This is a genomic window from Microcoleus sp. bin38.metabat.b11b12b14.051 (genome assembly GCF_013299165.1).
GTDB lineage: Bacteria > Cyanobacteriota > Cyanobacteriia > Cyanobacteriales > Microcoleaceae > Microcoleus.
This window is the reverse complement of sequence record NZ_JAAFKD010000028.1, coordinates 12673-34846: the sequence shown is the minus strand read 5'-3', so window position 1 is coordinate 34846 and position 22174 is coordinate 12673. Positions and strand designations below refer to the sequence as shown.

Below are 22174 nucleotides of genomic sequence, written 5' to 3'. Positions count from 1 at the left end.
GACATCTTTGAGTTTTTGGGTTGGGTGACGAGAAATACCGAGATCAACCCGGTTTCTGAGATTTACGCCCGGGGCAAGAAACCGGGTTTCTACGAGTTTTTGGGTTGGTCACGAGAAATACTCCTAGAAACCCGGTTTCTGAGATTTACGCAGAATAGATCTCAAATGGGTTCTATACAAACGATGTCCGCCGGACGCCGACGAAGATCAGAGAAAGACGGCAGTTGAGACGGCAGTTGAGACGGCGGTTTCAACCGCTGTGTCTTCTTCAACCCACGGAGGTGCGTGAGTGTTTGTATCGACGCGGCTGAGACCGCCGTGTCTTGTGCGATCGATCGCCCGCGCGACTTAAAACTTAAAATAGTGTGCAGAATAACCGATTTGTGCCAAAAGACAGAGGAAAATATCGCTACCCCAACATAAATGCTTTGTCTATGCAGCCAATTCGCACGTTTAACGTTTCCCCGTCCCTACCCCCAATCCTCGAACCCCTACGCAAGCTTGCCTACAACTTGCACTGGGATTGGAACGTTGATACCAAAGACCTTTTCCGCCGCCTCGATAGAGACCTCTGGGACTCCAGCAACCAAAACCCGGTGCTGATGCTGGGAACCATTTCTCAAGAGCGACTGCAAGAAATGGCAGAAGATGAAGGCTTCATTGCTCAAATGAACCGAGCAGCGCAGCAGTTAGAGGATTATCTCAAAAATCGTGCCTGGTATCGCAAACAGCGCGGTACAGAGCTGAAAGAATGCTACGCTTACTTTTCGATGGAATTCGGCTTAGTAAAAGCCCTACCCATCTATTCCGGCGGTTTGGGTGTGCTCGCGGGCGACCACCTCAAATCTGCTAGCGATTTGGGCTTGCCCTTAGCTGGCGTGGGCTTGCTGTATCAAGAAGGCTATTTTTCGCAGTATCTCAACGCCGACGGCTGGCAGCAAGAACGCTATCCGCTGAACGATTTCTACAATATGCCACTGCACTTAGAACGCAATCCCGACGGTTCGGAATTGCGGATTGAGGTGGACTATCCGGGCCGTAAGGTGTACGCCCGGATTTGGCGAGTACAGGTGGGTACGGTTCCTCTGTACTTGATGGATACAAATATTGAACCTAACAGCCGCTACGATCAAGATATTACCGACCAACTCTACGGCGGTGACAAAACTCTGCGGATGCACCAAGAAATCATGTTGGGCATCGGCGGCGTGAAAATGCTCAAGGCTTTGGGCTTGACAGTTACGGCTTATCACATGAATGAAGGCCACGCGGCTTTCATGGCTTTGGAACGCATTCGGATGCTGATGGAGGAATATCACCTGAGTTTCTTGGAAGCGGAACAGGTGGTAATTTCGAGCAGTATGTTTACGACTCACACGCCTGTACCTGCTGGCTTTGACTTGTTTGAGCCGGATATGGTAATGCACTATCTGGGTCAGTATCCCAAGATGTTTGGTTTGTCGCAAGAGGAGTTTCTGGGATTGGGCCGGGAGAATACTGCCGATTCGTCTGCGCCTCTGAATATGGCAATTTTGGCAATTAAAATGTCGAGTTTTGTCAATGGGGTGGCGGCTTTGCACGGTGTGGTGTCGCGCCCGATGTTCCAGGGGTTGTGGCCGGGTTTACCTCAGGAAGAGGTGCCGATTACTTCGATTACCAACGGGGTTCACGCTCGCAGTTGTGTGGCCAAATCTACTCAGGAATTGTACGATCGATATCTTGGCCCGGATTGGGAAATGACGGCAAAGGACGATCGACTATGGGACAGGATGTCGTCGATTCCCGATGAGGAATTGTGGCGCAATCACGAACGCTGTCGATCGGAATTGGTGGTGTTTGCACGGGAATGGCTGCAAAAAACTCTACGCGAGCGCGGTGCGGCTCAAACCGAAATTGAGCACGCGCGGGAAGCTCTCGATCCGAAGGTATTGACGATCGGGTTTGCGCGCCGTTTTGCTACTTACAAGCGGGCGACACTATTTTTGCGTGATGTCGATCGCATTATGCGGATCATGCGCGACAAAAACCGCCCGGTGCAGTTTGTGATTGCTGGGAAGGCTCACCCGATGGATATTCCGGGTAAGGAATTGATTCGGGATATTGTTCATTTCATCCGCGAGCACGAAACTATCAGTTCGATGGTGTTTTTGCCGAACTATGACATTAATGTGGCTCGGATGATGGTGTCGGGCTGCGATGTGTGGCTGAATACGCCGCGCCGCCCCCGTGAGGCTTCGGGTACTTCGGGGATGAAAGCTTCGATGAATGGTTTGCCAAACCTCAGTATTCTTGACGGTTGGTGGGATGAAGCGGACTATGTTCGTACCGGTTGGCCGATCGGACATGGCGAGTTTTACGAAGATACTAAGTATCAGGATGAGGTTGAGGCGAATGCTTTGTACGACTTGATGGAAAAGGAAGTTGTACCGCTGTTTTACAACCGAGATTCCGATGGAATTCCTCGCGGTTGGACGGCGAAAATGAAGGATTCGATTGCTTTGAACTGTCCTTTCTTTAATACGGCTCGGATGGTGAAGGATTACGCACGGCGGGCTTATTTCCCCGTGAGCGATCGCTTCCACACGATGACCTCGGAGGGATGCGCTCCAGCTAAGGAGTTGTCTCAATGGAAGAAACACGTTCGGGCTAAGTGGCACGACATTAAGATTGAGTCTGTTGATATTTCCCAGGATAAGGAAGTTAAGGTCAATCAGTCGATCGCTGTTAAATCTCGCATCAATCTAAAGGGATTAACGCCTGCGGACGTGCAAATTGAACTTTATCAAGGTTCGGTTGATGCTAATGGTGATATTGTCGGCGGTGTGCCGGTGGTAATGGAGTATTTGGGAGAAGATTCTCACAATGCTAGTCTTTATACGGCTGACATTACTTATACTTCTAGTGGTTTGCAAGGTTTGTCGCTGCGGGTTTTGCCGAAGCATGATAATCTTAGCAGTCCCTATGAAGCTGGTGTGATTCTCTGGGCACATTAGAGAGTTTTGAGTTGAAGAGAATTATTAATTGATAATTCCGAACTCATCATTCATAACAAATCCGGGCGAATGGAATTCGCGGAGTTTACGGGCACACAAACAAAGCCCGCCTCCGCGGATTCTAAGAGTAGAGTAATATCCAATCCGGGCGAATGGAATTCGCGGAGTTTACGGGCACACAAACAAAGACCGCCTCCGCGGGCTCTAAGAGTAGAGTAATTCGCACGCCAAACAAATCCGGGCGAATGGAATTCGCGTCTACACAAACAAAGCCCGCCTCCGCGGGCTGGAAGAGTTGGGTAATATCCAATTCCGAATGAGAGCTCAGTGCGATCGTCCTCGCTCGCGAGCAGAGCGAAACCAGAGCGATACTCATAACTGTCGCGAGGGTATGACTATATAGCCGGTTGTGCGATCGCCCAATACGATATTCTTTTCGATTCCCCAGTACCACCAGTGGGCGCCGATATAAGCACATAGCAAGGCATCTAGCTGGTCTTCTAAGGCTTTGAGGGTGGCGATACTGGTGGGGATTTCGGGGAGTTGTGAACCGCTGATAAACGCTGATGAACGCGAATTTTTATTCTCGACATTGGTGAGATTTAGAGATGGTTTGAGAGTTGGTAAAATATCGATAATATACTGGCAGAGTTTCATCAATTCTAGTTGACGCTCTGCCAGTTTTCCTTTTTTGTATTTGAGTATTCGCTCTAATTGAAATAGATTGATTGTGGCTGGATGGGGAAAGACTTCTATTTGATATCGCCCTAATTTTTGAGCTTCAATCGTTGGTGCGTGGACAAATCCTCGGGCTTCTAAACTGAGGCCAAATTCTACGGTTTTTTGCGCGAAGGGGCGGGAAAGGTTGGCGGGATAGCAGCCTGCGTGATAGCGGCCGAAGTGTTTGTGGGTGAGTTTGTCGGCGAGGCGCATTCCGGTAGGATTGGCGATGATTGTGGGTGCGTCTACGGCGATGATTGCTGGTTCGGTTGGGGAGATTTGGCGATCGATCCAGGCGAGAATGTCGTTGGTTGCTAATTGGCGATCGCACTCGATGAATTGTAATCGGTTATTTTCCCAATTCAAACAGCATAAACCGCTGGCGCCTGAACTCCAACCTAAATCGATGCCGATAAATTTCATAATATTTTTAAATGAGTCCTGGACGCGCGCTGAGATGAGAAACCCGGTTTGTTCATATATTTATCGTTCCTGTCCGCAAACTATCGTAGAAACCTGGTTTCTGACCCCCATATCTCAGCCGTGATCATTATACATAAAAATGTAGCAGCGGATTAGGATACGGCAGTGTCGTTTCCCTACAGATGCTTGTGTGCCAGAGATAATTGCACCATCAAAAATATGATACAATGATGAATATCAAATTGGATAGGAGAAATATAGTATGTTGGCAGAAACAGAAAAACGCTACTATACTCCAGACGAATATTTGGCTTTAGAGGAAGCTGCGGAATACAAAAGCGAATATCTAGATGGAGAAATATTACCAATGACAGGTGGAACAGCTAATCACAATAAAATTGCGCTGAATTTTTGCCGCATATTTCCTTTGACTGTGAACGCGCAAAATTACGAGATATTTATCAATGATATGCGGTTGTGGATACCGCGCTATCATCTCTACACTTATCCAGATGTGATGGTGATTGAGGGTGAACCGATTTATCACGGAAGTAACACCACGACTGTGACAAATCCGTTGCTAGTTGTTGAGGTTTTGTCAAAATCTACTAAAGATTATGACAGAGGGGAGAAGTTTCTTTATTATCGATCGATTCCTGAACTTCGGGAATATATTTTAATTGACCAATACAAATATCATGTCGAACAATTGGCTAAGACGGCTGATGGTAAATGGCTATTTACTGAGTATGAGTCAGAAGATTCTGTATTAGCAATGGAGTCGGTTGAGTTCCAAATTAGTTTGACGGATATTTACGATCGCATAAATTTTGAAGTCGCAGCAGAATAGACTTGTTGCACAATCGTTTGGCAGCAAGGACTTCAGCCATCAGTCTCTTTGATTTGGGCGATGGCTACGCCCCGGCTTGCGCCTACGCCCAAACCTCACTTAATTTTTCTCCTGCTTTTCATCGGATGGCGGGGGCTGTTGTTTCATTTCCTTTTGATGTTCTCTAGCAGCTTGTTCTAAAACGAATGCTGCCAAACTGCTGATTGAACGGCGTTCCTGATTTGCCCACTCTTCCAGGATGTCGTAGATTCCATCAGCCAAATAAGTGGTTAAGCGTTTGGTCATCCGAGGCTCAGTATTTTGTTGTTTAGGGCGATCGTCATTGTGCTGTATATGGACTGTCTTGTCTAGGTTACGTCATATCCGTTACATATATGTGGTGTTTAAGTGATATACTGTGAGCAAGTCAAAAGCCAGCGTCATCCCTAGGAAAGTTCGTCGCTGGCTGATGGCCCCCAAATAAGCAAGGAGACAATCTCTATGGTACGGCCTGGAAGCGACGACTGCGAATATACTCGCGGCTATCAACAAGCTTTAGATGACTTTGGCGTGACGCAACTGCTGTCACGCATCCGCTGCTACTCGGATGACGATTTTGATGTCGATCGCGCGCAGTTGACTCAGCAAGAGCTGGAAAGCTTGGTGGCGATGGTGATTGAGCGCGTGGCGGCAAATATTAAGGGTAGTGCGTAGGCGCAAGCCGGGGCGTAGCCATCGCCCGTTATCTCAACACTCTCAGAAAAGCCCATTCTCCGATTGTGGGTGGCGATCGCAATTCTTGGGCGATCGTGCGGATTTTGCCGAATGCTCAGCATTACACGATTTCTCGTTTTTTCAACCGCCAAGATGCGGACGATCGTTTGAGGGCGTTGTGTCGGTTTATTCCTGACGGCGTGTTTGAGATTGTGTGGGTGCGATCGGCACTTTAAAGATACCAGGGCGGGCTAACCGAATTAAGTCCGTCGGGGGTTTAAACCTCTGTCGGACTGCAACAGGTGCAAGATATCAGTTGCAATGAACTTTTGCTAAAAGTGCGATCGCTTCAATACCGCTTGTACTACAATTAAAACCCATACTCTCTTTACTAAAACCGATGGAAACCATCAATCTTAAAGAAGAAGTCCGCAGCTTAATCGATCGGCTGCCTGAAAACTTTACCTGGTCTGACCTGATATCTGCAATTTATCTCAGGCAAGTATTGAAATCCGAACCTATCCAAGTTAAAGGCATAAAACAAGGTAAAAACATCCAACTGTCAGCAAATTTTAACATTCCTGATGGCTGCGAAGTTCTGATTGAAGTACGGGAAGTTTCGCCTGTCAACCATGAGGAGAAACTGAAAATGATGAAAGAGTTTCTGGCAGCTTTGTCAGATGAAGACAGAGGGGAATGGCAAAAAATTGGAGAATTCTTAGAAAGCGATCGCACAACCAATAGAAAATCATCGGTGATGCCTCCTAAAAAGCCCCGTGCACCACTGTTCGGCAGCGATCGCGATTTAATTTCAATATCTAACGGTTTTGACGAGCCATTAGAAGATTTCAAGGATTATATGTAATGAGACTTCTGTTAGATACTCATACCTTAATTTGGTTTTTTGCGGGCGATTCTCAACTCAGTACGACTGCACGAATTCTAATTGAGGATGAAGATAATAATAAACTGATCAGTATAGCAAGTATCTGGGAGATGGCAATTAAGGAAAGTAAAGGGCATTTAAATTTGAGCTTGCCTCTTCATGAGTATATCGGGCAAAAACTCAGTTTGGAAGACTTTAATCTCCTGAATATTAATTTAGATCATCTGAGTGAGATCGTGACCATGCCTTTTTATCATAAAGATCCGTTCGATAGGTTGCTCATCGCACAAGCAATAAGGGAAGGAATACCCATATTAAGTAAAGATTCTGCGTTTGATGCCTATTCTAAGAATATTAATTTAATTTGGTGAATCATAAAAACGATTAAACGAATTATTAGCAGTGCAGGAGGTAATCATCGAATGGAAAGAATAGAGCAGTACCGCCAATTTATCCGCCAGTTGCTAACCACTCATGCCACAGTCGATCAAAATTCAGATTTGGATGTTGAATGTCAGCTTGTGTTCGATACAGAACAAGACCATTACCAAATTTTAGACGTTGGCTGGGAGGGATACAAGCGAATTTATAACTGTTTCATTCACTTAGATATCAAAAATGGTAAAATCTGGATTCAACGTAATATGACAGAAGCTGATTTAGGACAAGAATTAGTTGATATGGGAGTACCTAAAGAGGATATTATTTTAGGGTTGCATCCATCTTATAAGCGCCCATATACTGGCTATGGAGTTGCTTAGGAAATACGTAAGGTTTCGCGGAGCAGAAAAACCTGTTGAGATCGAAATCATCAATGTATGACGGGGTACATCTCACTTTGGCAAATATGTTTGTAGGGGCGAAGCATGACCGCAGTCAATATGGGATTATAACTAATAACTTATATGCGGTCATGCTTCGCCCTCTTCAAAAGTGAGATGCACCCGTATGACGCACCCTACAAGTTGATTTAACTCTCTAACAATTAGCATCGAGATGATTTTGGTATTCAATCAACTCGCGCCGACTTTATTTCGACGGTTTAGGTTGAGAAGGTTCCGGACTGAGTATGAGTAATTGATCGCCGGATTCACTTTGTTGAACAGCAACTACTAGAGGGCGAGTTTTAGGGTCTTTTTGCTGTGATTTAGTTAAAGTGGGAAACATATAAATCCAGTTTCCCCTATGTAGAAGCAGTCGCCAAACTATAGGTTCTTGGGAGTTATTGATATGATTAAAGTCTTGCTGGCTCAAATCAGTAAATAAACCTATATCTCCAATCGCTTTAAATCCTTTCCCGGCGGAACGAAGAGTATCATCATCAAGTTTTCTGCCTAATGAAATATTGTCTTGTTTGGCGATTAAAGTGACAGCGGGTAAAGCAGAAGTTTCGCTGGCATCGCGTCGGCCATCGGCAATTCCTTGGTGGTAAGCAGACCAGAACAGCACTAGCAATACCAAACTGACGATAATAACTTCGTCAACGAACGATCGCAATAATTTGAGGGAGTTATATCTATTGATATTAAATTCTTCCCAAGACTTGATGATGCGGTAAAGCCACCTGAATCTTCTGCCGTAAGGATAGGAAAGAGAGCGGCTAATTATGCTATTGATTTTAGCAGCAACTGTCTTGTTGATACTGTTAACCAGCCACAAAGTGAGATAAATTGCAAAGACTGTCAGCAGAAAGGCGATCGCACTTCTGAATATCGTGGGCCCATCAGCTAAAAAAACCTGAAGTGGGGCCATGAAAAACGATTCCACTGGTAAATCGAGAGTCGTTACCTGTATCTGAAAAAAGTAAAAGTACGACCAGCGATAAATCCAGCCCGTGAAAAACAGGGCGGCACCAAGCAAGCCAACAACACTGGCAAATTTTCCTAAGATATTCGATTCGGGAGTAGGTTCTGGAGTAACGAGCACGGATTTACCCTCAAGGGACTGAAGTATGGGTTTATAACGGTAGCGGGTTAACGCTTACCCTTGAAGGGGGTTTAGGGGGACTATGAAACGCAAAACACTTTCTTTTCTAGTTGTAGCACTTTTTACAGTAACGGCGGGTATGGCGGCGCAAGTCAATGCCGCCAGTCAGGAAGTCCAGAAACAAAATTTGCCATCTGTACAAGCACAGGCTAAGGTCCGCCCGCCCATACCTGTAGCATTGCCCATAAAAGCAAAAATTGTGATGAAACGGGGCACTGCAAGAGACGGCCAAGTTTTAGAGATTGATGAGAAAGAGCAAAAATTATGGATAAAGGGAGCAGTGGATAAGAAATCGCTCCCCTTGAATCAAGTTGAGAAAATCGTGTTTCCCAACAATGCTCCCGCTTATCGCGCTGATGGAGGGCCGATTATTCGGGGTTCCGGCACTCCACCGGGACGTACAGAGACTTGGGGCGGTATTCCCATGAACGCTTTTCGCCTGGTAAAGCCGGAAACAGGTCAAGCAGAGTTGAATCTGGGGTCTGTTATTTCTGCTGACAAGTTGGACGGTATCATGTCTGTTATCGCTGGAAATGGGAAAAATACACCGCAATATGTCATTGATGAAATGCAGTTTGATGTGAAGAAAAAGACGATGACAATTAAAGCAACTCCGTATTAATTTCAGCTAGATAACGGGTAGGGACACGGCATTGCCGTGTCCTGTATTTCATCCTGAAGAGGAGACGGCAGTGCCGTTTCCCTACAGATATTGCTTCCAAATGCCGTGTTCTGTATTTCATCCTAAAGAGGAGACGGCAGTGCCATTTCCCTACAGATATTGCTTCCAAATGCCGTGTTCTGTATTTCATCCTGAAGAGGAGACGGCAGTGCCATTTTCCTACAGATATTGCTTCAAAATTACCTATGCTGCAATTAAGAGCAAAACTCTTTTGGTGAGAAGCGATACTCGTGATTTTATCAATATTCCTGTGTGGCAATTAGAGAATTGGTTAATTTGATGAGGAGAATTAGGTAAGGTTATGAAACGAATTATTATCAGTGTTTTGGTTTTGGGTGTGTTTTTAACTCCTCTGACTGTACCACCCATGGTGCAACCTAGTAGGGCGCAAAGTCCAAATGCACAGAGTCAAGAAGTAGAGAAACTGATACGGCAAGCAATGGAACAGCAACAGCAAGGAAAATCGCAACCGGCAATAGAAACATGGCAGCAGATTTTAAGCATTGTACGACAATTGAACGATCTAACAACGGAAGTATCAGTCCTCAATAGGATTGGTACGGTCTACAACAACATTGGACAACCAAAAGAAGCATTAAAATACTTTAACCAAGCTTTGCCTATTTCGCGAGAAGTGCGGGATCGCTATGGGGAAGTTTTGACTTTGACTAATATTGGTTTAGCCTACGACAAACTTGGAAAATCAACAGAGGCATTAAAATACTATAACCAAGCTTTGCCAATTTGGCAGGAAGTGCGCGATCGCTCTGGGGAAGCTAGAACTTTGACTAATATTGGTTCATATTACCAGAACACAGGAAAACCAGAAGAGGCATTAAAATACTATAACCAAGCTTTGCCAATTTGGCAGGAAGTGCGCGCTCGCTCTGCGGAAGCTAGAACTTTGACTAATATTGGTTGGGTCTATGACAGCATTGGAAAACCAGAAGAGGCATTAAAATACTATAACCAAGCTTTGCCAATTTCACAGGAAGTACACGACCGATTTGTAGAAGCTGTTGCTTTGAATGGTATTGGTTGGGTCCACTACAGAATTGGAAAACCAGAAAAGGCATTGGACAACTTTAAGCAAGCTTTAGCAATTTGGCAGGAAGGGGGCGATCGCTCTGGGGAAGCTACTACTTTGAATAATATGGGTTTAGCCTACGACAAACTTGAAAAATCAAAAGAGGCATTGGAATATCTTAAGCAAGCTTTAAAAATTAGGCAGAAAGTGAGGGATCGCCCAGGGCAAGCTGCTACTTTAACTAATATGGGTTTAGCCTATAACAACATTGGAAAACCAGAAGAGGCATTGGAATACCTTAACGAAGCTTTGCCAATTATGCGGTCAGTGGGCGATCGCTCTGGGGAAGCTACTACTTTGAATAATATGGGTTTAGCCTACCAAAACATGAAACAACCAAACAAGGCATTGAAATCCTATAACCAAGCTTTGGAAATTAGGCGGAAAGTGGGCGATCGCCCTGGGGAAGCTGTTACTTTAACTAATATGGGTTTAGCCTACCGAGATATAAATAAACCTACTGATGCCATCAAAAATTTGGAGGACTCCATCAAGATTACTTTAGAAATGCGGAGTGGTTTACAGCGAGAAAATCGCCAAAAATTTTTACAAGCTAATAACTTAACCCCGATCGCCCTCACATCGCTTCTCATCGATCAAAACCAAGCCGATCGCGCTTTTCAATGGGTCAACATCGCCACCACAGTAGACCTCGCCGACTACACCCGCCTCATCAACGCCAAAGTCGCCAACCCCCAAGCACAAAAAGCCATAGACGAATGGAATCAAAAAAATCAACAACTGCAATCCCTCCGCCGCCAACTAGAAGACAAATTCTCAGAAAATCTCTCCCGACAAATCCGGGAATCAGAAGCAGAAGTCAACCGCCAAGCCGAACAAATCTCCCGCAGTTTCCCGGAAGTCGCCGAACTATTTGAAACTAAACTCAAAGACATCGCCCAACTGAAAGCAAGTATCTCACCCGGAACCGTTGTCATTCAACCCGTCTTGCTGACAAATGCCAAAAATGTTCCCAATACGATCGCCATATTTGTCTTGACAAAAGACAGTTTAAATGTTAAAAAAATTGCAATAGATCCCACAGAATTCGACAAACTCATCACTCAATACCGCGAACAGATATCAAGCGGACTCACGTCAGATTACAAAGACACTGGTGGCAAACTATACGATATCCTGATTCGCCCAGTAGAAGACAAAATACAGGCATTTTCTCCCAAACAATTGAGCATCATCGCCACAGGAAAATTGCGTTATATCCCATTTGAAGCCCTTTTAGATAAGCAAACTGAGAAATACCTAATCGAGAAATATCCCATCAACTATCTCACCCGTATTTCAACCAGGTCAAGTCCTGATTCCAAATTACAAAGCGGCATCTTAGCATTAGGAAATCCCGTCCCCCGCCCTCCGCAAGATCTACCCGGTTCCGAAGCAGAAGTCAGAAATATCGCTCAATTATTCCCTGGCAGTCCCCCCTATATCGGCAATACCGCCACCCTCGACAAATTCAAAACCCAAGCACCTCGCTTTCCCTTTTTGCACCTAGCAACTCACGGCTGTTTCCAACCCGAAGGCTGTCAAAAATTGGACATGAAAGCAAATACACTTCTATTTGCTGACACTCAATTCAATATTGCCGATGCCGCGTTATTAGGATTGCAAAACACCAGACTTCTCACCTTAAGTGCGTGTCAAACAGCTTTGCAAGCCAATTCCAACGGGGAAGAAATATCGGGAATTGCCTATGTATTTGAGCGCGCGGGTGCGAATGCTGTGATGGCGAGTCTCTGGAGTGTTGATGATTCAGCTACTCAAGAATTGATGGTGGCATTTTATCAAAATATTAATAAAGGGATGAGTAAAGCGGAAGCTTTGCGGCAAGCTAAATTGAGTCAGATTAAGATTTCTCCTCATCCTTTTTATTGGTCGCCGTTTATTTTGATTGGTGATGCGCGGTAGAATAGCGGGCGGTTGAATACTCGGCGGTTGAAACCGCGTCGATACGAACAAAACCCGCCTCCGCGGGTTGAAGAGAAGACGGTGAAAATTACGTTATCTTCTTCAGTCCGCGGAGGCGGACATCGTTTCTGTAGACGCGGTTTCAACCGCCGTCTGATCTTTGTGTAGATGCGGTTTCAACCGCCGTCTTATACCATGCGTGACAAATTGTTGCTACGCACATTAAGCGTATATAAATTATATGTCATCATCATAAATTGCCGGAGACGGCAGTGCCGTATCCCTACAGGTAAAAACCTCTAATTTATTTTTTGTAGCAATGTTTTTTTAAATTGGTATTACTTCGTTCCTCGCAATGACACTTCTTAAGTGAACCCTATTGGATTATCATAAATAAACCGTTTGTAGTGCGTCCTGGCGTCCGCAGCCACAGAGCGGAATAAATTCCGCACTACGAACGGCCAGAGAGCGGAATAAATTCCGCACTACGAACGGTTTGTAGTGCGTCCTGGCGTCCGCAGTCAGAGAGCGGAATAAATTCCGCACTACGAACGGTTCGTAGTGCGATTAATCGATCGCACTATGCAGCTTTTCTCTGTTCTTTTCTTTGCACGTCTTGCAATTGCTTCTCTATCTTTTCCACCATTGGCAAATCTCCCAAATTTTGATATCCCTCTTTTGCTGACTGCAAATGGCGCCGAGCTTCGGGATAGTTCCGCATCGATGAATAAACTTGTCCCAAACCGTAACGCGCGTCGGTTAGCTCCTCGATATCGTCTGGTTTAGCTGCATTGATTGCCTTTTGATAATATACTTCCGCCTGCGGCATCAGTTGCGATCGCTCTCGATACAGTTCCCCCAACTTCCGGTAAATTGGCGCTGTCTCAACTCCCACTGTTGGTAAGCTTTCTAAGGTTTCTATTGCTTCGGCAATCAAGTTTGTGCTAAGATAAATATGGGCTGTTGCTAATTTTTTTGCCACGGCATTCGGTACCTGTTGGTCGATCGCCCCAACCGCATCTTTAACAGCCTGAGCTTCCTTCTCATCCAACAAACCAAACTCTCTATATCCCTCTCCTGCGGCACTTTCCGAAGAAACCCCCGTATTCGCCTCCACAATCAATCGGTACTTAACACCCGGTTTCAGCGCCGGTTCCCCCGCATACACCGCCTCAGTACCGTTAACCGTCATTTCCCAATTTAACTTCGAATTATTTTCGAGAAGGCTCAACTTATAGCTAGTCGCACCCGCAACCGGATTCCAGCGCAAAGCCGGCTTATTTTCCAGCAATTGCGTCCGCCTCGGACTGATTATATAAGGAATCGGCGCGTTGTTCCAAGCAATTTTATCATCACCGCGATCGGGACATCTAATTAAATTTTTATTGCAGTCAGACTGCGACTTGTCGCTCACCAACAAACAGCTATTTAATTGATTTTCACCCGCTTTAATTGACTTAATTCCTAAATCTGCACATTGGATGGTAATTTGTCCGTTTTGTGAAGTTTGCAGTTTGTCGCCCGGATAAATTGGCGTGCCGGTTGTCGCGCGAATACTGCGGCCATTTTGACGCTGTAACTGCACTTCGCCGCTAATATTCAGGATTTGTCCGTTGGATATTCTGCTCGTTGCTGCGATTGCTGGGGAAATTATGAGGTTGTTGGCGGATATTTTGGATAAATCTGTGTGACTGCCAAAGCGCGAATGAGGTAGAATATTGATTGAAATGACCGTACTGGCGATCGCGCTGGCGCCTATACAAGTGGCTATCTGTTTTTTCATGGGCTATTTCCTATTTTTTGTAAACGTTGTTTGGCTATTTGGATACACTCATCTTGTTCGGGAATTCTAGCCTCGCCAGATTTTATTGTTTCTGCCCAATGTTTTAGTGATTCTTGCGGTTTTCCTTTAGCTTCGAGTACCTTCGCTAAAAGACATTGAGCTTCTGGAGTTTTAGTGTTGAGAGATATAGCCGTTCTTAAATCTGCTTCCGCTGAGTCGTATTGGTTGTCATTGAAACGCAACCAACCGCGATTTTTCAAACAAGCTGATTTCACTCCATCAAATTCAGTTTGTTCTAAACACAGTCCGATTACTTTTAAAGCAGCTTGAGGTTTATTTTTGACAATCAGCGATTTAGCTAATTGGGCATAAGCTTCGGGAAGTCCGCGCCAGACTGCTTGTTTCATGGCTTGTTCCGCGCACTCGTCTTCGTTTATTTGATCGCAAAGTAAAGACAAATTATAAAAATAATAGCCATTAGTTGGATCGAGTGACGCAGCTAGATTGTATGAAACTTTCGCGATTAAAAATTGATTGTTGCGGTGTTTTTCCATCCCGAATGTGTTAATCACAGCTCCCAGATGCGGGCCGATCAATGGATAGCCGATCGCCACAACAGCTAAACTGATGCTCGCCCGCTGCATCAATTGAGTTGGAATCATGAAATTCCCGTGGTTTGGGCGATCGCCCGCCTGAGCCTCGGAGAAAGGTGGATTCACAGGGTTTTCGGCTTTCCACCTCGGTAAAATAAACTCGTCAAACGTCGGATGCTGACACAGCATGGGAATTCCGCTCGCACCCGGAAATCGAGGTTCCCACGACAGCAAATCATTTTTAGCTTTGCGAACCGCCAAAAACAAAGGATCTCCTAATGCCAAATATTCAAACAAAGACTTTACAAAATCGTGAGCAATGGGATCTGGTAGCGGCGCGCGCATCACAATTATTGACGGCAAATGCAAACCCTCAGCAACGATATCCGTAGCAATGCCCAAACTCGAACACGAATTAAAAATCAGCAACTGCAAGCCGTTACTGATAGCTTGTTTTAAACCAGATTTTAACTCCTCTACAGTGATAGTATTGTTGTCAGGATTTTGATTGATATACAGCAGTCCGTTAGCAGCATTCCAGTCGCTGTTGCTGTGTCCTGCAAAAAATAAAACTTGCCAGCCTTTCTCGTCAAACAGCTCCTCATACAACTTTTCAGCAGTCGGCTCTTTGAGAAAATTTAACTCGCAGCGATCGCCCAAAAGTTTTTCGATTGTTCTGCGATCTTTTTTAATATCAATGCCCTGACTGTTGCCAAACACGCATAAAATCCTGCCTTCAGAAAATCTAACTACTGGTACTGCGTTTCTCGCTCGCGTAATTGTTCCGTATTCGCACGAAGTCAGAATTATTTCGCAGTTGGCGTAAACTTCGCGCAAGGCCCACGCATCCCAAGGCAACTCCCAAAGCTGAGAATTATCGTTTTCTAAAAAGATTTTAAAAGATTCAGATATATTGCCGATGTAAGTTCTGAGATTCAATTCAATTTTTTTGCAAAACTCGTCAGATGCCAGCCACTCCCTCATGTGTTTGTACAAATTCGGATATATTTCTTCCGGTGTGTCCTCAGAAAAATTTGTGGTGACGCCTGGTGATTTCAATTTAATTCGACTCGCAGCGCTCCCAGGTTTGAGTGCGTTACAAAGCACTTTCCACCTTCTGTGCAATTCCTCAACTTCTGGTGCTGGGGGCAAGCTGGCAGGAAATTTAGCGAAGGTTTTTCCTGTTTCTTTGAGTTCCGCCGTGACGTGAGGAAACCCGCTTTTTAGACTCCCAGATCCCAAAGCCAAGATGATAGTCCAGCTCATAAATTGGATGCCCGCACAGTAAATTTCACTCATCATACCACAAAATTTTCTGTCACGCTCACATTTTTGAGAGCTACTTTGATGCTAAAGCTCTCTTGGGGTTCTACCTCAAAATCCTTCAGCACAATACACGAATTTTGCATCGTTGATTCAGCCTCGTGTAAAATTTCTCCGGTGTCGGATATTAACGAAAGTTTAGTGTGCGGTGGCAGATATCTTTGTCCCAGCGCCGGATGCAATTGAACGCAAACTCTCATAGTGCGATCGCTCTCTTCGGCAATAGCCACCAATAAAGCAACAGTTGTCCTTCCCAACTCCATGCCTAAATCAATCAACTTTGCCCTAGTAACATCAGCTTCTGGCAACCTGTAGACGCTGCTCTTACGGTCGAAAAAATGAGATTCGGCTCCCGAACTTCCACCGCCTCGGAATGCAAAAGTGTCGCGACTATCGCGAAATACTAAATCTTCCAAACTCTGCTTTCCTTGCTGAATTTTCTGCCAGCCCGCTTCCACAACATCATTTAACCAATTCCGCAATCTCGAAGGACGCGGATTTTCAATTATCTCGGCGGGAACCGCATCCGGCTGCGGGTTAACTACCGCTTCAAAAGGCTGCCAATCCGGCATAAACACATTTACCAACCACTGGCGCAGGTCAACTTTAGCTTCAAACAAATGCTCTAGATGCACCAAAAAATCGTCCAGAGAATGCAATTGCCTCAATACCAATTCGCCCGCCGCCGCACTTGCCGAAAAACCCAGCAATCTTGCTTCATTTTCCTCTTCATCAATTTCTACCGCAATATAGCCGATGCGTTCTGTCCTTGCTTCCACCGGCACCGGGCAACTCTCTAACGGCTGGGGAAATGAATTTAGATGCCGATTTTTAATCGGGCGGCATTCGATTTTACCCAATCCTTTAACATACAAATCCGCAGCATCTGCAAACAAGCGAATTACCGGATTCCAGCTATCGCATTGAGTCAAATCAGTTTCAATACTCAAAATTGTCAGGTAATCGCGAACTGCCAGGACTGCCAAAGTATTGAGATAAACTTGCTCTTGCTTTTGCGGGTGGGACTGTTGCCCAGAAAACTGCCGAGCAAGCTGCATTGCCTTTTGAGTAATTGGCATTGATAAAGAGTCGATTTCCCAAAGGTTGCTATCGTTCATTACTGTACACTCCTGGTATGTTGATTTGATATCCTTGATCTTCGCAAAATTGTTGCAGCAAATGGCGGCAGTCATTGTTTAACAAGTCATATAAAGTCGAAGCCGCGCAGCCAAACTCTTTTGCGAGTTCTTGAAGGCTTTGAGGTGACGAACACTGGCGCTGCAATAAAACTTGGCAATTGATCTGCGGTTTGCCTCTGACGTGTCTGCTTTTTAACTCGTTATTTGGATCTATTTCTATCCATTCTAGAATTTCTTGTAAATAAAAGAATGAATCAGTCACGGCTTCGATCTTGTCAATTGAATTGAGCGTTTCTTCGTCTTGTACTCCTTGCAATGAAACTATGCGACGGCGCGATCGTTCTGCTCTTTCTCTTTGTTCCTCCAAACGAAAATCTAACAGCCGATTTCTGAGATAGGCATTTAGCCAAGTAGTAAGGCGGCTGGTTTCCGGGTCATAGGGTCGTTTTGCTGTGGTAGCTTCACACAAATTATTAGCAAAATAGATCCATGTTTGTTGCAAGGCATCTGGGTAGTAAGGTGTGTTTTCTTTCCAGAGTTTGCCGGACTTGATAATGTCTCGAATCAGTCTATCCAAACAACGACGGCGCTGCGAACTACCCGGGAGATGCCCGCAAGCTTCAGTGATGAGTTCGAGTTCATCCGATAAGTGGTCTTCCCCCTCAGAGGGGTTGCATTCATCAGTCATAGTTAAGTGCGGCCGCAACTTTGTTCCTACATTTACTTATCGGGATATGTGGGAAAATTTTCTGCAAACTTCCCAAGTTTTTTTGAGTCTGCGGCTGAAACTATTGCTGTGCAGTCGATGCGGCTATTTGAATGTATGTTGAGTTTTGTAAAGCTGGCGATCGCCCCTTCAGCGATTGTCAGTCGGGAATATCTCATTTTCACAAAAATGACTTTTTTTCTAGTGCTGTGGCGATCGCCTCCTTGACAAAGCCCGCGAGCTCGCGACAGCACTAAAAGTCCACAACTCAGATCCACCCTGTTATACCAATTTTATAAAGATTTGCTAGAGATGAACTCTTAGCCCCCCCTTAGTAAGGGGGGGTTGGGGGGGTGATTGTATAACACTACTTTAGAAAAATGGTATTAGCCCTATCTCTCAAACAGCGAGTGAAACCAAGCAATCACTGAGGGTGCTCAACTAATAATCAAGAGTGCGGTTAGGAATGAAAATTTAATAACTTGCACAAGTTTGTGGGGTGTCTCGCCCGCCCCTCTCACAAGGGCGGGCGAGACACCACACAATAACAATTAAAATTGTAAGTTATTTAATTTGTGATCCTTAGCTATGTGATGCGTCACCAATAGCCGGTAAAACCCCCTTTCTACCTATAATATTTCTCGCTACTCAAACCAAAACTCGTAGCAACCGCGAATCATGCCAAATCCTGGTTCCCTACGCCCTTGACGATCGCCAATCTTGAATTCTTCAATGCTTCCATTCTTCAATCATTCAATCCCCAATCTCAAATCTCAAATAGCTTTAACAATTAACAGAGATGAATAACCCGGATTTGGTATCAGCACCCCATGCAGAAGCTGTTTGTCAGCCAGCCCTAAATAGATGATTGCAGTTGTTGCTTCCTGGAATTCCCCACCGCAAAACCCGACATTAGATATCGGTTCCATCCACGTCTGGCGCGTCTGTCAAGCTCAAACAAAGTCTTGCTTGCAGAGTTTGCAGCAGACTCTCTCTACCGACGAACAGACAAAAGCACAGCGTTTTCACTTTCCCAAAGATCGATCGCAATTTATTGTCAGTCGCGGCGCCCTCAGAGCAATTCTCAGCCGCTACCTCCACATAAATCCCAGCCTCCTGCGCTTTGAATGCAACCCCTACGGCAAACCCTCCCTCACCATCGCCCAAGGTGGAGACAGTTTGCGTTTCAATTTGTCTCACTCTCGCGGAATCACTCTAATTGCTATTACCAACAATCGAGATATCGGTGTCGATATAGAAGGCATAAATCCCGACTTTCCTTGTCTGGAGATTGCTGAAAAGTTTTTCTCACCATTAGAAAACTCCGTGCTGCATTCCCTGCCCCAACATCTTCAAGTCAGAGCTTTTTTCACCTGCTGGACTCGCAAAGAAGCCTACATTAAAGCAGTCGGCAAAGGCCTTTCTATTCCCCTGAATCAGTTTGCTGTCACCTGCGCGCCCGGAGAACCAGCAGCACTATTAACTATTACCGAAAACCCCGAAGCAACATCGAGATGGTCTTTAATTGAATTAATTCCCAGTTTAGATATGGTGGCGGCTGTTGCGGTTGCAGGAGATTGCTGCCAACTTAATTGTTGGCAGTGGACAGCAGAGATTTAAGTTAAGGTTCGCAGTAAAGTATGCAATTTTTACCAGATTAAAAAATCTCAATTGCAGTCCTCATACCATTTTTTTAAAGATGTGCTATGAATGAACTCTTAGCCCCCCCTTAGTAAGGGGGGGTTGGGGGGGTAATTGTGTAGCGGTACTTTATAAAAATGGTATCACTACCCACCGGGAGTTTTGAGTTAAATTAGGGACACGGCACTGCCGTATCCTCCATCTCTGAAAAATTCTGCAACAGTAGTTGTAGGGTGCGGATCTATGAACAATTCCTGGCATTTCACGCCAGATATCATAGATCCGCACCTTACACATTGGGTGGAGGAAACGAACCAATTTTTTGATTGTAGCAAGCTTTTTTGTGAATTGTATAATAATCAAAAATATCACGTAATATTACTCGTTATATTCTGTTATTTTAAGTCCCGAACTAATAGTTTCAATTAATTCCGATTGCAACCACGGCTTATACAAGCATGAATCAAGGTTTGCTTCCTTTTGCACCCTAGCAATAGCAGCTTCCTGCCCTTGCCCTATGAGCATTACTTTCACGATATTAGGGAATTGTTCGTGGATGCAAACCAGCAACTCGTCCCCCTTCATTCCTGGCATTAATGAATCTGATACAATCACCATAACTTGAATATTTTTTTCAATCAACTCCTTTAGTATTTCCAGAGCATCGATCGCATTTTCAGCCAATTCATAATAATATTTATTACCAAAACTGGACTTAAGCTGCGTTTTGATACTCTCCAATACAGAGATATCATCATCCACACATAAAATTACTGGTTTAGACATTTTTAATTTAACAGTTATATCCTGTAGATAAAAATCCGTATCTTACCGCAGTTAAACTCATTTGCTAATACAGGCGATCGCGTACACTCGCTCTGTATCACTATTTTAAATAATATATACACCAAATGCCACTTTTATCAAGTACATATACCAGTTCGATATCTCATCTGAGGAATCTCGCCGTCGCGAAAGCTTTCATCTAAAATCTCCAGTTAGAGATCATCTTTTTGACAAAGGCTATAAGTCCGCTAAAGTATGGGAAAATTCCCCTGGATTTCCTGACAGCGTTGCAAATAATTTTGGGCTACCTTATCCAGCGGATTCTTTCGGATGCAATCAGCAAACAGTTTTGCCGCTTCTTGATGTTTAGCAGCGGCGTAATTGTACAATGCTTCGATAAATACGGGCAAAGTTGCTAACTTTCCCTCTTTCAATTCCGGTATATCAGCGTCAAACACTTCGTAAATCGTCACCAAATCCGATTTACCTTTAACTCGAATACAGCCAATATTTCTGATTGCATAACTTGCGGGATTGCTCAATCCTAAAAAAGTATTTTGAGTGATCAACATCGCCACCCCGTAACTTTTGGTCAAGCTTTCCACTCGCGAGGCTAAATTCACCGCGTCCCCAATCACTGTACTGTCCATCCTGTTCGTTGACCCAACTGTTCCTAACATCAATGAACCCGTATTGATACCCAGCCCAATTTTAATTGGTGGGGAGCTGCAACTAATCAGATGTTGATTGTATTCATAGAGACTGTGCAGCATAGAAATTCCTGCTGTGACTGCATTGTCTGCAGTGTGGGCGAACAAAGCCATAATTGCATCGCCAATATATTTATCAATAAACCCGTGATTTTCAATAATGCTAGGCTCCATTCGACTCAAATAGCAATTAATAAAATTGAAATTTTCTTGAGGTGTCAGACTCTCTGAAAGAGCCGTAAAGTCCCGAATATCAGAAAACAATATTGACATTTCTTTTTCCACGCTGTCGCCGAGTCGAACGTCGCTCAAGCTATCGTGGCTTAGCAGCGAGACAAATTCATTCGGCACAAAGCGTTTAGCAGCTTCTGTTAATTGTAATTGCTGGGACAGAGCAAATTCTAGCTCTTGATTCATTTTCCGAAGTTCGGCATTTTGTTCTGCTAGTTTTTTATCCTGACTGTAACTGTGGACGGCTTCTGTTACAGTCAGTTGCAAGTCTTGAGTTTGCCAAGGTTTGCCGATGTAGCGGTAGAGTTTCGCCTGTTTGATGGCATTTCCTACCGCCTCAATAGTCGCCTGACCCGTCAGCATCACCTTGAGAGTTTTGGGAGAAATTTCGTGAACTAGCCGCAACAATTCATCTCCTTTCATGTCAGGCATTACGTAATCCGAGATAATCAAAGGAATTTCATAGCCGTTTTCGAGCAATTCAGCAATTAACTCTAGGGCATCTTGACCTCCTTCGGCAATTTCAATCTGATAAGTATTCCCTAAAGCCTCTTTTAATTCCGTCTTCAGGCTTTTGAGAATAGTTTTTTCATCGTCAACGCAAATAATGACTTGTTTGGTCATAACGATAAGGCTGTTTTAATGGTTTCAATTAACTCGATTTCCGACCAAGGTTTCAGCAAACACCGATGGAGGTTGGCTTCGTCAAAAGCCCTTTTTACTGCCTCTTCATCGGCTTGACCTGTCAGCATTATTTTTACTATTTTAGGAAATCTTTGATGCACCATAATCAGAAATTCGTCTCCTTTCATTCCTGGCATTAACCAATCCGAGACAATCAAGATAATTGAAATTTCGTCATCATTGAATTCATCAATTAACTCTAGAGCGTCGGCGGGACTTTCGGCTATTTCATAAGTGTAAGCATTCCCAAAAGCTGATTTTAGCTGGGTTTTAAGGCTTTGTAAAACTACTTTTTCGTCGTCAACACACAGGATAATTGGTTTAGACATTTTTGC

Annotated in this window: 22 protein-coding genes; 12 read left to right on the top strand and 10 right to left on the bottom strand. The window is 44.5% G+C overall.

What is annotated here, in order from left to right:
* Window positions 1-434: 434 nt before the first annotated feature.
* Window positions 435-2993, top strand: a complete 2559-nt coding sequence (gene glgP / locus QZW47_RS23690) for an alpha-glucan family phosphorylase (protein WP_293132559.1) — start codon at window positions 435-437, stop codon at window positions 2991-2993.
* Between the two features lie 372 nt (window positions 2994-3365).
* On the opposite strand, the gene QZW47_RS23685 is transcribed toward glgP, so the two are convergent.
* Complete coding sequence (locus tag QZW47_RS23685; protein ID WP_293132441.1) at window positions 3366-4136, bottom strand: DUF429 domain-containing protein; 771 nt, start codon at window positions 4134-4136, stop codon at window positions 3366-3368.
* A 262-nt stretch (window positions 4137-4398) separates the two neighbouring features.
* Here QZW47_RS23685 and QZW47_RS23680 point away from each other — a divergent pair, with 262 nt between their 5' ends.
* Window positions 4399-4986 (top strand): Uma2 family endonuclease, encoded by a 588-nt coding sequence (locus QZW47_RS23680; RefSeq protein WP_293132438.1) that lies wholly within the window; start codon window positions 4399-4401, stop codon window positions 4984-4986.
* 99 nt (window positions 4987-5085) lie between these two features.
* Here the strand turns inward: QZW47_RS23680 and QZW47_RS23675 are convergent, their stop codons facing one another.
* Complete coding sequence (locus tag QZW47_RS23675) at window positions 5086-5271, bottom strand: hypothetical protein (protein ID WP_293132435.1); 186 nt, start codon at window positions 5269-5271, stop codon at window positions 5086-5088.
* Window positions 5272-5466: 195 nt separating this feature from the next.
* Here QZW47_RS23675 and QZW47_RS23670 point away from each other — a divergent pair, with 195 nt between their 5' ends.
* The 5 genes from QZW47_RS23670 (at window position 5467) to QZW47_RS23650 (ending at window position 7326) form a co-directional block, all read left to right on the top strand.
* Window positions 5467-5679 (top strand): hypothetical protein, encoded by a 213-nt coding sequence (locus QZW47_RS23670; RefSeq protein ID WP_293132432.1) that lies wholly within the window; start codon window positions 5467-5469, stop codon window positions 5677-5679.
* 65 nt (window positions 5680-5744) lie between these two features.
* The gene (locus QZW47_RS23665; protein ID WP_293132429.1) at window positions 5745-5915 is read left to right on the top strand and encodes a hypothetical protein; all 171 of its coding nucleotides are present in this window, start codon (window positions 5745-5747) and stop codon (window positions 5913-5915) included.
* A 164-nt stretch (window positions 5916-6079) separates the two neighbouring features.
* Window positions 6080-6544, top strand: a complete 465-nt coding sequence (locus tag QZW47_RS23660) for a DUF2281 domain-containing protein (protein WP_293132426.1) — start codon at window positions 6080-6082, stop codon at window positions 6542-6544.
* Entirely contained in the window at window positions 6544-6936 is a 393-nt protein-coding gene (locus tag QZW47_RS23655; RefSeq protein ID WP_293132423.1) for a type II toxin-antitoxin system VapC family toxin, read from the top strand. Before QZW47_RS23660 ends, QZW47_RS23655 begins: the two co-directional genes overlap by 1 nt.
* A gap of 51 nt (window positions 6937-6987) precedes the next feature.
* Window positions 6988-7326 carry a XisI protein gene (locus QZW47_RS23650; protein WP_293132420.1) on the top strand — a complete coding sequence of 113 codons (339 nt, stop codon included), beginning with the start codon at window positions 6988-6990 and terminating at the stop codon, window positions 7324-7326.
* 268 nt (window positions 7327-7594) lie between these two features.
* Here the strand turns inward: QZW47_RS23650 and QZW47_RS23645 are convergent, their stop codons facing one another.
* Window positions 7595-8491 carry a hypothetical protein gene (locus tag QZW47_RS23645; RefSeq protein ID WP_293132417.1) on the bottom strand — a complete coding sequence of 299 codons (897 nt, stop codon included), beginning with the start codon at window positions 8489-8491 and terminating at the stop codon, window positions 7595-7597.
* Between the two features lie 82 nt (window positions 8492-8573).
* On the opposite strand from QZW47_RS23645, the gene QZW47_RS23640 reads away from it, so the two are divergent.
* From QZW47_RS23640 to QZW47_RS23630, 3 genes are read left to right on the top strand one after another with little or no spacing between them, the layout of a single operon-like run.
* A complete protein-coding gene (locus QZW47_RS23640) occupies window positions 8574-9173 on the top strand; it encodes a hypothetical protein (RefSeq protein ID WP_293132414.1) in 600 nt (199 codons plus the stop codon).
* A gap of 31 nt (window positions 9174-9204) precedes the next feature.
* Window positions 9205-9513, top strand: coding sequence for a hypothetical protein (locus QZW47_RS23635; RefSeq protein WP_293132411.1), 309 nt, complete (start codon window positions 9205-9207; stop codon window positions 9511-9513).
* 21 nt (window positions 9514-9534) lie between these two features.
* On the top strand, window positions 9535-12243 hold the full coding sequence (locus QZW47_RS23630; RefSeq protein ID WP_293132408.1) for a CHAT domain-containing tetratricopeptide repeat protein: 2709 nt from the start codon (window positions 9535-9537) through the stop codon (window positions 12241-12243).
* Between the two features lie 580 nt (window positions 12244-12823).
* Here the strand turns inward: QZW47_RS23630 and QZW47_RS23625 are convergent.
* Genes QZW47_RS23625 through QZW47_RS23610 form a run of 4 tightly spaced genes read right to left on the bottom strand, consistent with a single transcriptional unit; the run spans window position 12824 to window position 17769 of the window.
* The gene (locus QZW47_RS23625) at window positions 12824-14026 is read right to left on the bottom strand and encodes a tetratricopeptide repeat protein (protein WP_293132405.1); all 1203 of its coding nucleotides are present in this window, start codon (window positions 14024-14026) and stop codon (window positions 12824-12826) included.
* A complete protein-coding gene (locus QZW47_RS23620) occupies window positions 14023-15921 on the bottom strand; it encodes a CHAT domain-containing protein (RefSeq protein ID WP_293132402.1) in 1899 nt (632 codons plus the stop codon). Before QZW47_RS23620 ends, QZW47_RS23625 begins: the two co-directional genes overlap by 4 nt.
* Entirely contained in the window at window positions 15918-17060 is a 1143-nt protein-coding gene (locus QZW47_RS23615) for a DUF1822 family protein (RefSeq protein WP_293132399.1), read from the bottom strand. Before QZW47_RS23615 ends, QZW47_RS23620 begins: the two co-directional genes overlap by 4 nt.
* On the bottom strand, window positions 17050-17769 hold the full coding sequence (locus QZW47_RS23610) for a sigma-70 family RNA polymerase sigma factor (protein WP_293132396.1): 720 nt from the start codon (window positions 17767-17769) through the stop codon (window positions 17050-17052). Before QZW47_RS23610 ends, QZW47_RS23615 begins: the two co-directional genes overlap by 11 nt.
* Window positions 17770-17817: 48 nt before the next feature.
* On the opposite strand from QZW47_RS23610, the gene QZW47_RS23605 reads away from it, so the two are divergent.
* Window positions 17818-18015: a hypothetical protein gene (locus QZW47_RS23605; protein WP_293132393.1), complete on the top strand. Its 198-nt coding sequence runs from the start codon at window positions 17818-17820 to the stop codon at window positions 18013-18015.
* Between the two features lie 636 nt (window positions 18016-18651).
* Entirely contained in the window at window positions 18652-19407 is a 756-nt protein-coding gene (locus QZW47_RS23600) for a 4'-phosphopantetheinyl transferase superfamily protein (protein ID WP_293132390.1), read from the top strand.
* Between the two features lie 399 nt (window positions 19408-19806).
* On the opposite strand, the gene QZW47_RS23595 is transcribed toward QZW47_RS23600, so the two are convergent.
* The 3 genes from QZW47_RS23595 to QZW47_RS23585 form a co-directional block, all read right to left on the bottom strand.
* Entirely contained in the window at window positions 19807-20214 is a 408-nt protein-coding gene (locus QZW47_RS23595; protein ID WP_293132387.1) for a response regulator, read from the bottom strand.
* A 248-nt stretch (window positions 20215-20462) separates the two neighbouring features.
* On the bottom strand, window positions 20463-21779 hold the full coding sequence (locus tag QZW47_RS23590) for an adenylate/guanylate cyclase domain-containing protein (RefSeq protein ID WP_293132384.1): 1317 nt from the start codon (window positions 21777-21779) through the stop codon (window positions 20463-20465).
* Window positions 21776-22168, bottom strand: a complete 393-nt coding sequence (locus tag QZW47_RS23585; protein WP_293132381.1) for a response regulator — start codon at window positions 22166-22168, stop codon at window positions 21776-21778. Before QZW47_RS23585 ends, QZW47_RS23590 begins: the two co-directional genes overlap by 4 nt.
* Between the last annotated feature and the right edge of the window lie 6 nt (window positions 22169-22174).

Bases quoted from the DNA above. Each gene is read 5' to 3' on its own strand.
- glgP (WP_293132559.1), top strand. From the start codon at position 435: ATGCAGCCAATTCGCACGTTTAACGTTTCCCCGTCCCTACCCCCAATC.
- QZW47_RS23595 (WP_293132387.1), bottom strand. From the start codon at position 20,214: ATGTCTAAACCAGTAATTTTATGTGTGGATGATGATATCTCTGTATTG.
- QZW47_RS23630 (WP_293132408.1), top strand. From the start codon at position 9,535: ATGAAACGAATTATTATCAGTGTTTTGGTTTTGGGTGTGTTTTTAACT.
- QZW47_RS23680 (WP_293132438.1), top strand. From the start codon at position 4,399: ATGTTGGCAGAAACAGAAAAACGCTACTATACTCCAGACGAATATTTG.
- QZW47_RS23655 (WP_293132423.1), top strand. From the start codon at position 6,544: ATGAGACTTCTGTTAGATACTCATACCTTAATTTGGTTTTTTGCGGGC.
- QZW47_RS23625 (WP_293132405.1), bottom strand. From the start codon at position 14,026: ATGAAAAAACAGATAGCCACTTGTATAGGCGCCAGCGCGATCGCCAGT.
- QZW47_RS23685 (WP_293132441.1), bottom strand. From the start codon at position 4,136: ATGAAATTTATCGGCATCGATTTAGGTTGGAGTTCAGGCGCCAGCGGT.
- QZW47_RS23610 (WP_293132396.1), bottom strand. From the start codon at position 17,769: ATGACTGATGAATGCAACCCCTCTGAGGGGGAAGACCACTTATCGGAT.
- QZW47_RS23590 (WP_293132384.1), bottom strand. From the start codon at position 21,779: ATGACCAAACAAGTCATTATTTGCGTTGACGATGAAAAAACTATTCTC.
- QZW47_RS23670 (WP_293132432.1), top strand. From the start codon at position 5,467: ATGGTACGGCCTGGAAGCGACGACTGCGAATATACTCGCGGCTATCAA.
- QZW47_RS23650 (WP_293132420.1), top strand. From the start codon at position 6,988: ATGGAAAGAATAGAGCAGTACCGCCAATTTATCCGCCAGTTGCTAACC.
- QZW47_RS23615 (WP_293132399.1), bottom strand. From the start codon at position 17,060: ATGAACGATAGCAACCTTTGGGAAATCGACTCTTTATCAATGCCAATT.
- QZW47_RS23585 (WP_293132381.1), bottom strand. From the start codon at position 22,168: ATGTCTAAACCAATTATCCTGTGTGTTGACGACGAAAAAGTAGTTTTA.
- QZW47_RS23620 (WP_293132402.1), bottom strand. From the start codon at position 15,921: ATGATGAGTGAAATTTACTGTGCGGGCATCCAATTTATGAGCTGGACT.
- QZW47_RS23675 (WP_293132435.1), bottom strand. From the start codon at position 5,271: ATGACCAAACGCTTAACCACTTATTTGGCTGATGGAATCTACGACATC.
- QZW47_RS23600 (WP_293132390.1), top strand. From the start codon at position 18,652: ATGATTGCAGTTGTTGCTTCCTGGAATTCCCCACCGCAAAACCCGACA.
- QZW47_RS23660 (WP_293132426.1), top strand. From the start codon at position 6,080: ATGGAAACCATCAATCTTAAAGAAGAAGTCCGCAGCTTAATCGATCGG.
- QZW47_RS23640 (WP_293132414.1), top strand. From the start codon at position 8,574: ATGAAACGCAAAACACTTTCTTTTCTAGTTGTAGCACTTTTTACAGTA.